12 protein-coding genes are annotated in these 13,045 nt (G+C 64.0%); 6 read left to right on the top strand and 6 right to left on the bottom strand.

Going from position 1 to position 13,045, the window contains the following annotated elements:
- Window positions 1–7 precede the first annotated feature (7 nt).
- Genes HU750_RS02915 through HU750_RS02905 form a run of 3 tightly spaced genes read right to left on the bottom strand, consistent with a single transcriptional unit; the run spans window position 8 to window position 6,123 of the window.
- Window positions 8–3,682, bottom strand: coding sequence for a translocation/assembly module TamB domain-containing protein (locus HU750_RS02915; RefSeq protein WP_186676509.1), 3,675 nt, complete (start codon window positions 3,680–3,682; stop codon window positions 8–10).
- Window positions 3,679–5,421 carry an autotransporter assembly complex protein TamA gene (locus HU750_RS02910; protein ID WP_027594807.1) on the bottom strand — a complete coding sequence of 581 codons (1,743 nt, stop codon included), beginning with the start codon at window positions 5,419–5,421 and terminating at the stop codon, window positions 3,679–3,681. The genes HU750_RS02915 and HU750_RS02910 overlap by 4 nt, the downstream gene beginning before the upstream one ends.
- A 51-nt stretch (window positions 5,422–5,472) precedes the next feature.
- A complete protein-coding gene (locus tag HU750_RS02905) occupies window positions 5,473–6,123 on the bottom strand; it encodes a GNAT family N-acetyltransferase (protein WP_027594806.1) in 651 nt (216 codons plus the stop codon).
- A 163-nt stretch (window positions 6,124–6,286) separates the two neighbouring features.
- Here HU750_RS02905 and xthA point away from each other — a divergent pair, with 163 nt between their 5' ends.
- Window positions 6,287–7,099: an exodeoxyribonuclease III gene (xthA, locus tag HU750_RS02900; RefSeq protein WP_027594805.1), complete on the top strand. Its 813-nt coding sequence runs from the start codon at window positions 6,287–6,289 to the stop codon at window positions 7,097–7,099.
- A gap of 143 nt (window positions 7,100–7,242) precedes the next feature.
- Here xthA and HU750_RS02895 read toward each other — a convergent pair whose 3' ends face one another.
- Both HU750_RS02895 and HU750_RS02890 read right to left on the bottom strand, forming a co-directional pair.
- Window positions 7,243–7,995 (bottom strand): anti-sigma factor family protein, encoded by a 753-nt coding sequence (locus HU750_RS02895; RefSeq protein ID WP_186676506.1) that lies wholly within the window; start codon window positions 7,993–7,995, stop codon window positions 7,243–7,245.
- Window positions 7,992–8,513 carry a sigma-70 family RNA polymerase sigma factor gene (locus HU750_RS02890; RefSeq protein WP_186676503.1) on the bottom strand — a complete coding sequence of 174 codons (522 nt, stop codon included), beginning with the start codon at window positions 8,511–8,513 and terminating at the stop codon, window positions 7,992–7,994. The genes HU750_RS02895 and HU750_RS02890 overlap by 4 nt, the downstream gene beginning before the upstream one ends.
- A gap of 124 nt (window positions 8,514–8,637) precedes the next feature.
- On the opposite strand from HU750_RS02890, the gene HU750_RS02885 reads away from it, so the two are divergent.
- From HU750_RS02885 to HU750_RS02865, 5 genes are all read left to right on the top strand, one after another.
- Window positions 8,638–9,690: a catalase family peroxidase gene (locus HU750_RS02885; protein WP_186676494.1), complete on the top strand. Its 1,053-nt coding sequence runs from the start codon at window positions 8,638–8,640 to the stop codon at window positions 9,688–9,690.
- Window positions 9,687–10,220 (top strand): cytochrome b, encoded by a 534-nt coding sequence (locus tag HU750_RS02880; RefSeq protein ID WP_186676491.1) that lies wholly within the window; start codon window positions 9,687–9,689, stop codon window positions 10,218–10,220. Before HU750_RS02885 ends, HU750_RS02880 begins: the two co-directional genes overlap by 4 nt.
- A gap of 85 nt (window positions 10,221–10,305) precedes the next feature.
- The gene (locus HU750_RS02875; RefSeq protein ID WP_186676488.1) at window positions 10,306–11,511 is read left to right on the top strand and encodes an MFS transporter; all 1,206 of its coding nucleotides are present in this window, start codon (window positions 10,306–10,308) and stop codon (window positions 11,509–11,511) included.
- Window positions 11,512–11,589: 78 nt separating this feature from the next.
- Window positions 11,590–12,135 (top strand): type II toxin-antitoxin system RelB family anti-toxin, encoded by a 546-nt coding sequence (gene relB, locus HU750_RS02870; RefSeq protein ID WP_027594799.1) that lies wholly within the window; start codon window positions 11,590–11,592, stop codon window positions 12,133–12,135.
- A 2-nt stretch (window positions 12,136–12,137) separates the two neighbouring features.
- Window positions 12,138–12,437, top strand: coding sequence for a DUF7693 family protein (locus HU750_RS02865; protein WP_338109071.1), 300 nt, complete (start codon window positions 12,138–12,140; stop codon window positions 12,435–12,437).
- On the opposite strand, the gene HU750_RS02860 is transcribed toward HU750_RS02865, so the two are convergent.
- The gene (locus HU750_RS02860; RefSeq protein ID WP_186676485.1) at window positions 12,410–13,024 is read right to left on the bottom strand and encodes a 2-hydroxychromene-2-carboxylate isomerase; all 615 of its coding nucleotides are present in this window, start codon (window positions 13,022–13,024) and stop codon (window positions 12,410–12,412) included. The two genes, HU750_RS02865 and HU750_RS02860, sit on opposite strands and share 28 nt — an antisense overlap.
- Window positions 13,025–13,045 lie beyond the last annotated feature (21 nt).

Below are 13,045 nucleotides of genomic sequence, written 5' to 3'. Positions count from 1 at the left end.
GCGGCGATCAGAAGTCCCGTTTGTAGAAGATATCCAGCGAGCTCGCCAACCCGCTGGCCGCCTCCAGGTACACCATCCGGCTCAACTTGTAGCGCAACGCGATGGTGTTGGCCGGTTCAAACACTCCAACCCCGTAGCGCAAGCTCAGCTTCTCGGTCAGGTTGCCGCTGGCGACCACACTCGTGGTGTTACCCGAACCCTCGGTATCCAACTGGAAGTCATCGATACCCAAGCTCGATGCCAGGCTTCCGGTAATGCCGGCACTGCCTGCCAAGCCCAAGCCCAACGCGGCCTCGGCGAGCATGTTGTTGTCCTCACCCGACGTCCCCAAAGGGCGACCCAGCACCAGGTACGACAGCGCCTGTTCCTGGCTCATGGCAGGTTCGGAGAACACCTGCGTGGTGGGCTGCTCGGCACTGCCGCTCAAGCGAATACCGGCAATCACGTCATCGACTTTGCGAATCGCTTCGATGTCCAGGTACGGCTGGTCGAGCGGGCCGGCGAACAGCAAGCGCGCCCGGCGTATGGTCAGGCGCTGCCCGTAGGCGCGGTAACGACCATCGGCCAGGCTCAGCTCACCGCGGGTATCGAGGTTGTCACCGATATGCACGTGGCCCAACAGGTTGGCCGTGAGGCCAAAGCCTTTGAACGACAGCTTTTCGCGCCCGACATCGACATCGATGTCCATGGCCATCGCCATGGGCGGCTTGCCCTCTTCGGTCTGATGGCCAACGATAACGGTGTCATCAGACACCTTCACCGTGGAGGGCGGCAGCTCGCGTACCGTGATCTTGCCTTTTGGCACCTGCACCTTGCCGGTTATCGCCAGCTTGTCGTCGACCAGGCGCAGGTTCAGGTCCGGTGCGACTTCCAGCGTCGCATAGGGCTCGACCGTCACCGGCAATTGTTGCCCCTGCAAACGCAGGTCCATGCCTAAGGCCTGCCCCCAGGTCAGGTTACCGGACAGTTGGCCGCGCCCCGCTTCGCCACTGCGCCAACCGCCGTTGAGCTGGACCTGTTCACCGGCGATCGTAGCCTGCAACGACAGGTCTTGCAGGCTCACCGGCAGCTCGGCACCACTGACCTCGCCCTGGCTCAGTACCAGGTTGCCGTTGACCTGCGGTGCAAGCAGCGTACCCGATAAATTTCCGCTGCCATTCAACTGCCCGGCCAGGCGTTCGACCATGGGCACGAACGGTCGGGCGACGGAAAGGTCCAGGCCCGCCAGGCGGAAATCGCCCGACAATGGCTTGTTCTTGCCCAAGGGGTCGAGGCGGGCATTCAGGCTCAGTTCGCCCAGGCGCTCACCCCGGAAATTCAAGCGGGTGTCGATGCGCCGAGGTGCCAGGGTGCTGTCCAGGCGCAGCGCCTGATAAGGGAAATCGATCCAACGCCCCTTGTCGCGCACGCGCAAGGTGCCGCCACTGGCGTCCACAACAATGCTGCCCTTGGGGCCGCTGGCCGGGATATCCAAGTTGACGTCGGCATTCAGCAGGCCCTGCCAGGCAAAGTCCTTTGGCAGCCACTGGGCCAGGCTGTCCAGCGGGAACTGTTTAAGGTGGTAGCGCAAGCGCGGCTCAGGTGCCAGGCGCTGGTCATCACCACACAGGCTGGCCTGGCCGGAACGCCAGCAATGGGCGCCAAAATCCAGCTGGCCACTGGCTAACCGCTGCAGGCGTGCCGGCGCCTGCAACTGCCAATCCTGGCCTCCGGCCTGGATTCGGCCACTGGCCAGGCGACCACGCCAGTCGCCTTTGTTCAACTGGCCGTCCAGACCCAGGTCCAGCTTGAGCTGCGGGCCGTCGAGCGCCAGGGTCAGGGCTTGCTGGCGAATGTCGCCTTTGCCATTGGCCTGCAAGGTGCCCAGTGCCGTGTCACCGAGGTGAATGCCGCCGGCCTTGAGGTCGATCACACCACGCTGGGCGCTGTCCAGGCGTGCGTCCAGGTCCAGGCGCTGAATACGGTTTTCGGCCTGCGCCAGCTGTTGGCCCTGCAAAGTGAGCGTACCTTGGGGCGCCTTCAAGGTCCCGGCGACGTCCAGCCGGCCCTTGACCTGCCCTTGCAGCCTCGGCCATAGCTGCCCCAAACGCGGCAAGTCGAGATCCACGCGCCCGGCCAGCCGCTGTTGCAGGCTGCCACTGCCATTGATGCGGTTGTCACCCAGCTGGATAGCCAGGGCTCCGAGTGTCCAACTTTCCCCTGCCCCTTGGGCTTCGACCTTGAGCACTGCCGGCTGCCCGCGCAGGCGGCCTTTAAGGTCTAGCTGGGCATCGAGCTTGAGTGCATCCCCCTTCATTTCACCTTTGCTGCGCAGCGGCCCGGCCAGGGTGCCGGGCAGTTCGGCAAGCCAATACGCGGGGTCGAGCGCCGAGAGCTGCAGGTCGACATCCCACGCCAGCGTATCGGCGAAGCGCACCGCGACGCTGCCTTCGGCCTTGCCTTGCCCAGCGCTGAGCGCCAGCTGCGGCAGTTTCACCTGGTTCAAATCACCTTCGAACGGGCTGGCCAGGGAAAACGCCCCCGCCGGGCCGTCAAGATCACCCTTGAAGGTGCCTTGATAATTGCCATCGCGGTAGTGCACCTGGGCATTGAATTGCTTGAGCGTGACGTCAGGCGGCGTCTCCAGCGGGTACAGGCGCAACCATGGGAAGTCCAGCCAATCGAGCTGGGCATCGGCAGTCAGGCCCTGTTGCCAGTCGGCACTGGCCTGCAGCTTCAGCCGCTGGTTATCGCTGGCGTTGAGGTCCAGGGCATCGACCTTGGCCCCTTTGCTATCCACCCGCCCAGACAGGACCAAGGTAATCGGCGACTGCTCAGCCGGCAAACTGGCTGAGCCCGATAATTTATAGCCTTTGAGCAAATCACCTTTGGCATTGAGCTCAAGCTGATTGAACTGCAGGGTGTCCGGCAGCGACCCGGTTGGTTTGAAAGCGTCGGAACGGATCTGCAGCGTTGCTGGCAGGTTTTCAGCCAGCGCTTGTAGCTCACCGTTCAGCCGTGCATCGAGGTAACCCGAGCTGGTGCCTTCGAGTGTGAGGGTTTTCTGCAACTCGCCGTGCGCGGTCAACGCCAGTTGCCAGCTTTCACCCTCTACCGAAGGCAGCTCAACTTGCCCTTGCAACTGCAGCGGCCAATCGCCCTCAGGTTGCAGGTCGCCTTGCAGGTCCACGCGCAGGTCATCGCGCTGCAGATGCAGGCGGTCGATGCGCATGCCCGTTTGGGTCCAGTGGGCGGCCAGTTGCACATCACCCAGCAGGTCGCTGCCGTCGAGTCGCAGTTGGCCGATCTTGACCTCACCCAGCTCGATGGCGACCGGCAAACGCAGGGCCGGGAGTTGCAGCGGGCCGCTTTCAGCCGGTGCATCGCTGGGTGCAAACGCCATGTCGATGCGCTGCGCCTGCAGTTGATCGATACACAAGGTGGCACGCAGCAGGCACCCGGGCGACCACGTCAACAGCGGGGCCTGCACCTCGACCCGGTTACCGCCCTCGACCCAGCTCAGCTGGCTGGCTTGCCAACTGCCCGCCAGGCGCCCTTGGAAGTCAGCGACCTGCAACCCCGGCACCCTGGCCAGTGCCCAGCGGCTCCCGCTTTCGGTCCCCACCAGCACGCCCAGCGCCAGGCCCACGGCCACCACCCCGCCGAGCACGCCCAGCAGTACGAATTTGAACACACGTGTCACAGCTCAGGCCCCATGGAGAAGTGCAGGCGAATACCGCCCTCGTCATCGAGGGCCTTGGCCAGGTCCAGGCGCAATGGCCCAACCGGTGAAACCCAACGCACACCAATGCCCACCCCGGTCTTGAGGCTTGGCAGCTCGAAGGTGTTGAACGAGTTGCCCTGATCGACAAAGGTTGCCACGCGCCACTTTTCAGTCAGTGAGTACTGGTACTCGACGCTGCCAGCCACCAGGTAGCGGCCACCGATGCGGTCGCCGTCGCTGTTTTTCGGCGACAAGGTCTGGTAGTCATAGCCACGCACGCTCTGGTCGCCACCGGCGAAGAAGCGCAGCGATGGCGGGATGTTGTTCTTGTAGCCGTTGGTGGCGCTGCCGCCAAATTGCACCCGGCCGAGGAAGCGATGGTTATGGCCAAGCGTGGTCAGGCCCTTGAGCAGCACGTTGCCGTGCAGCAGGTTGGTGTCGGAGACCAGGCCTTCCTTCGCCACCTGGGTATCGAACTGCAGGCGGTAGCCATTGTGCGGGTCAATGCGGTTGTCGCTGCGCAGGTACGAGAAGCTGACGCCCGGCATCAGCAAGTTGCTCAGCCCCGAGTCATCGCCCAGGCGGTACTCTTCACGCTGGTACTTGAGCGAGATAACCCGCTGCCAGCCACTGGGCAACTTGCTGTGCCATTCTGGCCCGACGGTGAGCAGCTTGCTGAGGGTGTCGGTACCGGCGAGTTCCTCGTTCTGGTAACCACCGGCAAAGCGCAGTTTGTCGGTCAGCGGCGGGTCGAGCGGCACGTCATACCACAGGCCGACGTTCTGCCGAGGTGCCGACAGTTCGGTTTCCCAGCCGTAGCTGTGGCCCTGAGGGTTGACCCAGTGTCGCGTCCAGTTGGCCTTGCCACGGGGGCCGACGTCAGTCGAGAAGCCCAGGCCCAGGCCCATGGTGCGTGGTTTGCGGGTTTCCAGGCGGACCTCCACCGGGATGTCCTCGCCCACGGCGGCAGTCGGCGCAGCATCTACCCGCACACCTTCAAAGTAGCCACTCGATTGCAGGTCGTTGTTGAGTTCGGCAATCAGCTCGGAGTCATAGGGCGTGCCTGGCTTGAACGAGACCATGCGTTGCAGCAGGTCTTCATCCAGCGGTGTGTCACCGCCAAACTTGACCGCGCCCAGGCGGTAGCGAGGGCCGCTTTGGTAGACCAGTTCGATGTCGGCCACGCCGGCCTGGGGGTCGACTGCCAGGCGTTGGCGGCTGAAGCGGCCGGCGAAGAAGCCATAGCGTGAAGCCTGGTTCTGGATCAGCCGTTTGGCATCTTCGTAAAGCCCATGGTTAAGCTGCTCGCCAGCGCGCAGTGCCTTGCTGTCGGGCACTCGAAACGCCTTCATCTCACTGGCAGGCCCTTCGATGCGCACCGTCACGTTGCGCAGGCGCACAGGCTCACCGGGGGCGATCTGGATTATCAATTGCGGGGCTTGGTCGGCTTTGGCGGGAGGCTTGACCTCGGTATCGATCTGGGCTTGATAGTAGCCAAGTGCCTGCGCGGCTTTGCGCGCCTGCTCCTGAGCCCCGCGACTGAAGCGCAGCAGCGCTTCTTCATCGCGGTCACCCAAGTTGCCGATATAGCCTTCGACATTGGCCTTGAGCGCTTTGTTGGCTGGCTTTACCTTCACCAGCAACTCGCTCTGGCCCCATGCTGCGAAACTGGCGACCCAGAAAACCAGGCCCCAGGTTAATCTTCCTGAATACGTCATGCGGGGCATGCTACCAGAGCCGGGCGCTCAAGGGAGCCGTCTGGCGGCTTGTCAGGCAAAAGCGGACGTTGAAGACACGGGGTTGGGATGGAAGAACACCCTTTCTCGGATCGGCCCTACGGCAACCTCGCCAATTTCCTCATAGCCCTGACGCTGGTAGAACGCCAGGTAGTGTTCATTGCCGGTATCCAGCACGACGCCCTGAGTGCTGGGGTCTTCCGCGCACCAGTCATGCACAGCTTGTAACAATTGCTCACCGTACTGGCGCCCCTGAAATTGCGGGTGCACGCCCAGTAGAGGCAGGACGTGTACCTGGTCTGTAGGCAAGCAACTGGCCAATGCCGCCTGGTAGTCCATGTAGCGTCGCGTGCAGCGCAGGCCGGTACCCAGCATCATGCGCAAACGCCAGGCCCAGCTGTCGGCCACCCCCAGCCTGCGCAGCGGCGGCACGATCAGGGCCAGGGCAATCAAGCGGTCATCCAGCAACAGGCCAATGGCCGGCAGTTGCAGGTAAAAGTGCTGGCGCACCCATTCACGCACCATCACGCGCAGGCGGCGCTCATAGCCTGGGCGCTGCGCCTCGAAAATGTAAGCAAAGGTAGGTTCATGGCGGTAGGCGTTGTACAGCAGCGAACGCGCCTCACGGCTGTAGCCGTCGTCGAGCTGGCAGATACGCGCCGGCGTGGCAGTGGTTTCGGGCATTGCGGGCAGTCCTCCTGGAATGGGCTTGCAATGCCTTGGAGTGTGCTCCACCGCGCATCGTTCAGCCCCTACAGCACGTTAGCAGCAGCACCCCGAACCCGCCATGCTGGTGATGCCGCGCGATGTCGGCTAGCATCGCGGCTTTTACCGGGATTGTCTTTCCATGAAGATCGTCTGTTTCAACATCAACGGCCTGCGAGCGCGCCCGCATCAGCTGGCGGCGCTGATCGACAAGCATCAGCCTGACGTGATCGGCCTGCAGGAAACCAAGGTCAGCGACGATCAGTTCCCTCTGGCCGATGTCCAGGCACTGGGCTACCACGTGCATTACCACGGCCAGAAAGGCCACTATGGCGTCGCCTTGCTGTCGCGCCAGGCACCGCTGAGCCTGCACAAGGGTTTTGCCACCGATGAGGAAGACGCCCAGCGCCGCTTCATCTGGGGCACCTTCGCCGATGCCGACGGCAACCCGATCACCATCATGAACGGCTACTTCCCCCAAGGTGAAAGCCGCGACCACCCCACCAAATTCCCGGCCAAGCAGCGCTTCTACAGCGACCTGCAAGCCCTGCTCGAAAACCAGTTCCGCAACGACCAGCCGGTGCTGGTGATGGGCGATATGAACATCTCGCCCCAGGACTGTGACATCGGCATCGGCCCGGACAACGCCAAACGTTGGCTCAAGACCGGTAAATGCAGCTTCCTGCCGGAAGAGCGCGAATGGATGGAGCGCCTTAAAGGCTGGGGCCTGGTCGACAGTTTCCGCCACCTGCACCCGGACGTGGCCGACCGCTTCAGCTGGTTCGACTACCGCAGCCGCGGTTTCGAGGACGAACCCAAGCGTGGCCTGCGCATCGACCTGATCATGGCGTCGCAGCACCTGGTGCCACGGATCAAGGCGGCGGGTGTGGACTATGAGTTGCGCGGGATGGAAAAGCCGTCGGACCATGCACCGATCTGGCTGGAGTTGAGCTGACGCGGGTCTGGTGTAAGGCATTTGAGTTGCAGCGCCCGTGAGATCGAGCGCCGCCCGCGCGGCGCTCGATCTCACGGGCGATAAAAATCCAATGCCCTACGCCTGGCTGCCCACACCCACTCAACCAAATCATCACCATCACCCTACAACCCCAACCGCAACGCCTCCCCTACCCCCGCCCCACGCGTATCGTCCGCCGCACTGACCAACGCAAAGTTATACGCCCCATGCGACCAGTACCGTGCCTCCAGTTGCCCATCAACCCGCTGCCCCTCGGGCATGCGTTCATAACGCTCACCCGGCGAGCGCAGAAACAGGCTGATGCGTTCCCCTTTGCCATCCTGAAACACCAGGAGCGCCGCAGGCCCTTGTTCGTTGCTGAGCAACCGCGCGCCCACCGGCCTGAAACCGTAACCCGCCAGGTCCGGCAGCTGGCCTACCCGGCTGAAATGACGCCCCAACCAGTCACGCAATTGAGTCGGGTCGCTGGCTTGGATATCCAGCGCCTCGCTACCGGCAAACAGCCGATGAGCCTGGACCGCATCGGCCATGGGCAGGTCGACCCGGGCCAACATCGCATCCCGTGCCTGCCAACCGCCCAAACCACCCACACCAATCGCCAGCACGAGCACTGCCGCCGATGCCCAACGCCGTTGACGTCGCTGGCGCAGCCGCTGCTTTAATTGGCCCAGATCCAGCTGCGCAGCCCCCGGCTGTTCACCCAGGCCGGCAAGTGCCACACGCAGCCGCCGCGCATCGCTGCGCCAGCCCTCGACCCGCGCCGCCTCCTGCGGGTTGGCCGCCAGCCAGGCCTTTACCTCTGCCCGGCGAGCAGGCGCCAAGCGCTCATCGATGTAGGCATGCAACTCATCTTCAGTGGGGATCAGGCGTGTCATTTCAGTCTCCGCAAGGCCGGGGGTTGAGGGTTGCCCTCGGTCAGCTCGCGCAAGGCATTGCGGGCGCGCGACAAGCGCGACATCACGGTACCGATAGGGATGCCCAAGGCCTGGGCGGCCTCTTTGTAACTCAAACCTTCGATGCTCACCAGCAGCAGCAAAGCACGCTGCTCCGCCGACAGCCGAGCAAAGGCACGCAGGTCGGCCTGGGCCAGCACGATGTCTTCGATATTGCCGCCAACGGGCTCGTTTTCTACCTCGGCTCGGCCGAACCAGGACAGCCAACGGGCATGCAGACGGTCGCGGCGTTTGCCGTCAAGAAACAGCCGATAAAGGATGGTGAACAGCCAGGCGCGCAGCGCCTCAGCTTCACGTTGCTGGCCCTGGCGGCTCAAGGCTCGCTCGACGGTGGCCTGCACCAGGTCGTCGGCGCTGCCCGGTTCTCGCGTCAACCACAAGGCAAAGCGGCGCAAACGTGCCAGCAGCTCGCGCCACTGGTGTTCGTCCAGATCGTGCATGGCTATGTCCCGGCCTCTGGGGTTGTCAGTGTAAGAGGCAGACGCCCGGTAACAAAATCTATTCCCGCCGAGGGAATAAGTTTTTCCCTGCAGCGTCGTACCGGCACCTTCACAGAACCGGACGATGATCATGAACTCACCTTTGCACGGCCCCGCCAAGGCCCTGCGCCTGGCGGCCATCGGCGCTGTCATGCTGGCTGCCGGCGCAGGCTTTGCCTATGCCGCCGGCTGGATCGGCGCACCTGAACTGACGCCAAAGCGCATCATCGACACCTTCGAGGCCCAGGCTGGGCACTACCCAGGCTACCGCAAGAACCACGCAAAAGGCCTCTGTGTCTCGGGCTACTTCCAGGCCAGCGGCCAGGCTGCCAGCCTGTCCACGGCCCGCGTGTTCAGCCAGGCACGCGTGCCGGTTATCGGCCGTTTTGCCATTGGCGGCGCCAACCCGTTCGCGCCGGACACCGCAATCCCGGTGCGCAGCCTGGCGCTTCAGCTCAGCACTGACGACGGGCAAGTCTGGCGTACCGGCATGAACAACCCGCCGGTGCTGGCGGTGGGTACGCCGCAGGCTTTCTATGAACAGGTCCTGGCCAGTACGCCAGACCCGGCCACCGGCAAACCAAACCCGGCCAGGCAACAAGCGTTTTTTGCCGCCCACCCCGAAAGCGCGGCGTTCCGCCAATGGGCGGCGAGCTACAAGCCAAGCAACAGCTTCGCCAGTACCCAGTATCACAGCATCAATGCCTTCCGCCTCATCGACGCCGCTGGGGCGGCACAGCCGGTACGTTGGCAACTGGAGCCGCAAACCCCGTTTACCGCCCTGCCAGGCCAGGTGGACGACAAACAATACCTGCAGCACGACCTGCAACAGCGCCTGGCTCAAGGGCCGCTGCGCTGGACCCTGCGCCTGGTCCTGGCCGAGCCTGGCGACGCCGTGGACAACCCGGCAAGCCCATGGCCTGCGCAACGGCGCAGTGTAGACGCCGGCACGCTTGTGCTCGAACAGGTCGACGCGCCTGAGCAAGGTGCTTGTCGCGACATTAATTTCGACCCACTGATCCTGCCCCACGGCATCGAAGCCTCTGCCGACCCGATTCTGGCCGCCCGATCCGCCGCCTATTCAGAATCGTTCAACCGCCGCAGCCGTGAATCGCTCGACACTGGAGCCCGCCCATGAAACCTGAAGCCTTCCACCCCCTCGCCCGGCTGCTGCACTGGCTGATGGCGGTGCTGATTGTGGCCATGCTGTTCATCGGTGTGAGCATGGTCAGCGACCTGTCACCGCGCCACCCCGTATTGATCAGCCTGCACAAGGCCACGGGCCTGGCTTTGCTGGTACTGGTGGTGTTGCGTATCGGCCTGCGTCTGGCCTTGCCACACCCACCGCTGCCACGCGACCTGCCACCGCTGCAGCGGTTCGCCGCCGGGGCCTCGCATGTACTGCTCTATGGCCTGATGCTGGCCATGCCGCTGCTGGGGTGGGCCATGCTGTCGGCCGGTGGCTACCCGCGGCCCCTGCAATTACCGGCAATCGCCCCCCACGACCTGCAGCTGTATGCCGTGCTGCGACAAGCCCACGGTTGGGCTGGCTACCTGCTGTTCGCGACGATCCTGGTGCACCTAGGCGCAGCGCTGATGCACGCTTTGGTGCGCCGCGACGGCGTCTTGCGTAGCATGTGGCCTGGCCCTCTGCGTCGCAGCGAATAAGCCGGTGCGGTTCAGGGCGGTCGACAATCGATAATAATGCTTATTACCATCGGCGCACTTATCGCTGAACTTCTCTGGACTGCCCATGAACGTCGCAAAGGATCCTGCCACTCTCGTGCCTGCCGGCACGCTCGACTTACGCCCATTGCTGCTGGCCAACATGGCTTGCACCATGTCGATGATGGCCTTCGTTGCCCTGATAGGCCCAATTGCCCGCCAACTCGGCATGGCCACCTGGCAGGCCGGTGCCGCTGTTACCGTCGCCGGGGTGGTCTGGGTGTTGCTGGCACGCCCGTGGGGCCGCGCGGCTGACCGGCTCGGCCGCCGCCGCGTGCTGCTGTTGGGCAGCGCAGGCTTTACCGTGGCCTACTGGCTGTTGTGCGTATTCGTCGAAGGCGCGCTGCGCTGGATGCCGGGTGCAACCCTGGCCTTTATCGGCCTCATGCTCGCACGCGGCTGCATCGGCGCCTTCTACGCCGCCATCCCAGTGGCTTGCAATGCACTGATCGCCGACCATGTCGAACCGCAGCGCCGAGCCCGCGCCATGGCCTCACTGGGCGCGGCAAACGCGGTCGGCCTCGTGCTGGGCCCGGCGCTGGCCGCCCTGCTCGCGCGGTACAGCCTGAGCCTGCCGTTCCACCTCATGTCGCTGCTGCCGGCCACCGCGTTCTTCGCGTTGCTGTTCACACTCAAGCCACAAGCGTTGGCGCACACCCATGCGCCCAGCCCGGTGCAACTGAGCGATCCGCGGCTGCGCCGGCCTTTGCTGGTGGCCTTCAGTGCCATGCTCAGCGTCACCGTGTCACAGATCATCGTCGGTTTCTTCGCCCTGGACCGCTTGCAGTTGGGCCCGGCTGACGCGGCTCAGGTCGCCGGCATTGCCCTGACCACGGTCGGTGTGGCGCTGATCCTGGCCCAAGTTGTGCTGCGCCAGCTGGAATGGCCGCCGCTGAAGATGATCCGGGTGGGCGCCAGCGTGTCGGCCGTGGGCTTTGCCTGCGGTGCACTGGCGACCACCGCACCCTGGCTGTGGGCGTGCTTCTTCGTCGCTGCGGCCGGCATGGGCTTTGTGTTCCCGGCGTTTTCGGCGCTGGCAGCCAATGCCATGCAAGCCTCGGAACAAGGCGCCACAGCGGGCTCGATCGGCGCCGCCCAGGGCATGGGCGCGGTGATCGGGCCACTGGCCGGCACCCTGGTGTATGCCCTTGACCCACGCTTGCCGTTCATGGCGGTAGCCGCGCTGTTGCTGCTGGTCGGGCTATGGCCGATGCCACGCGAACCGCGTGCCTGATAAGCACAGCGCGCAAGCGTGCAGAGTGTGTTTTAATGCGTCGCTCATAATTTTTGACACCTCTGATTAAAGGCGGCTATGGACACGGGGACGCGACTCAAACTGGTGCGTGAACGCAACAACCTCTCCCAACGGGAACTGGCCCGCCGCAGCGGGCTGACCAACTCGACGATCTCGCAGATCGAACAGAATCGCGTCAGCCCTTCGGTCAGCTCCCTGAAAAAACTGCTCGAAGGGATCCCGATGAGCTTGGCGGAGTTTTTCAGCTTCGACGAGCCGGTGCGGGAAGAGCGCTTCGTGTTCCGCGCCAGCGAGCAGCCAGACTTGGGCCGTAACGGCCTGCGCATGCTGTTGGTGGGTGCCAGTGTCGAGGCCCGTCAAATGCGCATGCTGCGTGAACTGTACGCACCGGGCGCCGATTCGGGCGAGCCGATCGTGCATGCAGAAGGCGAAGAGTGCGGCCTGGTCACCCGCGGCACCGTCGAACTGTGGGTCGATGGCCAGGTCAGCGTGCTCAATTCGGGTGATGGCTACTACATCCCCACTACCCTGCCGCACAGCTTCAAGAACATTGGCCAGGATGAGGCCGAAATCATCAGCGCCAACACCCCGGCGAACTTCTGACCGTGAACCGCCCAGGCACCGTGAACACACGGGCCGCGTATCAGCGCTTGCGTGACGCAGCCCTGGGCGTCCACCCCTTGCACATCACCGCCCAGCGGGCCGAAGGGCTGGTCGATGTGCTGATCGAAGGCTGGCAGTTGACCCTGGCCGTGGATGCCGAAGGCCTTGCTCAATGCGTCCAGTGCGTGGCCCCCAACGGTGATCAGGCCGGCCTTGAAGACTGGCACCGCTACGGCACCAACCCCACCGACCTGCTCAGCCTGTGGGAACGCACTCAGCTGGAAGCACGCCTGGCCGGTTGACGCACCGCGTCCTCGACAAAATCCAGGCGGTCTTGCCCAAAGAACATCTCATCACCGACAAAGCAGGTCGGCGCACCAAATACACCGCGCGCAACGGCTTCCTCGGTGGCCTGCTTCAGGGCCGCCTTCACCTGCGCGTCGCCCGCCAGGGCAGTGAGCGCGGCAAGGTCAAAGCCGGCCTGTTCCAGCGTCTGCTGCAACACAGCCGCGTCCCCCAGGTTGCGTCGCTCGGCCCACAGGCCGTTGAACAATGCCCGCAACAGTGCCTCGAAGCGCTCCGGTGCTTGCAACTGTGTGCCGATTACACCGCGCATCAGCATCAGGGTATTCATCGGGAAGCCCGGTGGTAGCCCAAACGGCACACCGTAGCGCGCTGCGAAGCGTGCAAGGTCGGTAAACATGTAGCGGCCCTTGGCTGGGATCATTGCCGGCGAGGCATTGCCGGTGGCCTGGAATACCCCACCCAACAGCATGGGCCGATAATGCAGCGCCGCGCCATGGCGGTCACAGATACCCGGCAGTTGGGTCCACGCCAGGTAACTGGCGGGGCTGCCGAGGTCAAAGAAAAATTCGACGGTCTTGGTCATGGATAGGGTCCTTTCGACGAG

Origin of the sequence: Pseudomonas sp. SWRI50, from assembly GCF_014269095.1 — a bacterium.
Taxonomy (GTDB): Bacteria; Pseudomonadota; Gammaproteobacteria; order Pseudomonadales; family Pseudomonadaceae; genus Aquipseudomonas; species Aquipseudomonas kermanshahensis.
Note: the sequence above shows the minus strand (reverse complement) of the source record. Positions and strands in the feature narration are given on the sequence as shown.

Bases quoted from the DNA above. Each gene is read 5' to 3' on its own strand.
- HU750_RS02910 (WP_027594807.1), bottom strand. From the start codon at position 5,421: ATGACGTATTCAGGAAGATTAACCTGGGGCCTGGTTTTCTGGGTCGCC.
- HU750_RS02905 (WP_027594806.1), bottom strand. From the start codon at position 6,123: ATGCCCGAAACCACTGCCACGCCGGCGCGTATCTGCCAGCTCGACGAC.
- xthA (WP_027594805.1), top strand. From the start codon at position 6,287: ATGAAGATCGTCTGTTTCAACATCAACGGCCTGCGAGCGCGCCCGCAT.
- HU750_RS02895 (WP_186676506.1), bottom strand. From the start codon at position 7,995: ATGACACGCCTGATCCCCACTGAAGATGAGTTGCATGCCTACATCGAT.
- HU750_RS02890 (WP_186676503.1), bottom strand. From the start codon at position 8,513: ATGCACGATCTGGACGAACACCAGTGGCGCGAGCTGCTGGCACGTTTG.
- HU750_RS02885 (WP_186676494.1), top strand. From the start codon at position 8,638: ATGATCATGAACTCACCTTTGCACGGCCCCGCCAAGGCCCTGCGCCTG.
- HU750_RS02880 (WP_186676491.1), top strand. From the start codon at position 9,687: ATGAAACCTGAAGCCTTCCACCCCCTCGCCCGGCTGCTGCACTGGCTG.
- HU750_RS02875 (WP_186676488.1), top strand. From the start codon at position 10,306: ATGAACGTCGCAAAGGATCCTGCCACTCTCGTGCCTGCCGGCACGCTC.
- relB (WP_027594799.1), top strand. From the start codon at position 11,590: ATGGACACGGGGACGCGACTCAAACTGGTGCGTGAACGCAACAACCTC.
- HU750_RS02860 (WP_186676485.1), bottom strand. From the start codon at position 13,024: ATGACCAAGACCGTCGAATTTTTCTTTGACCTCGGCAGCCCCGCCAGT.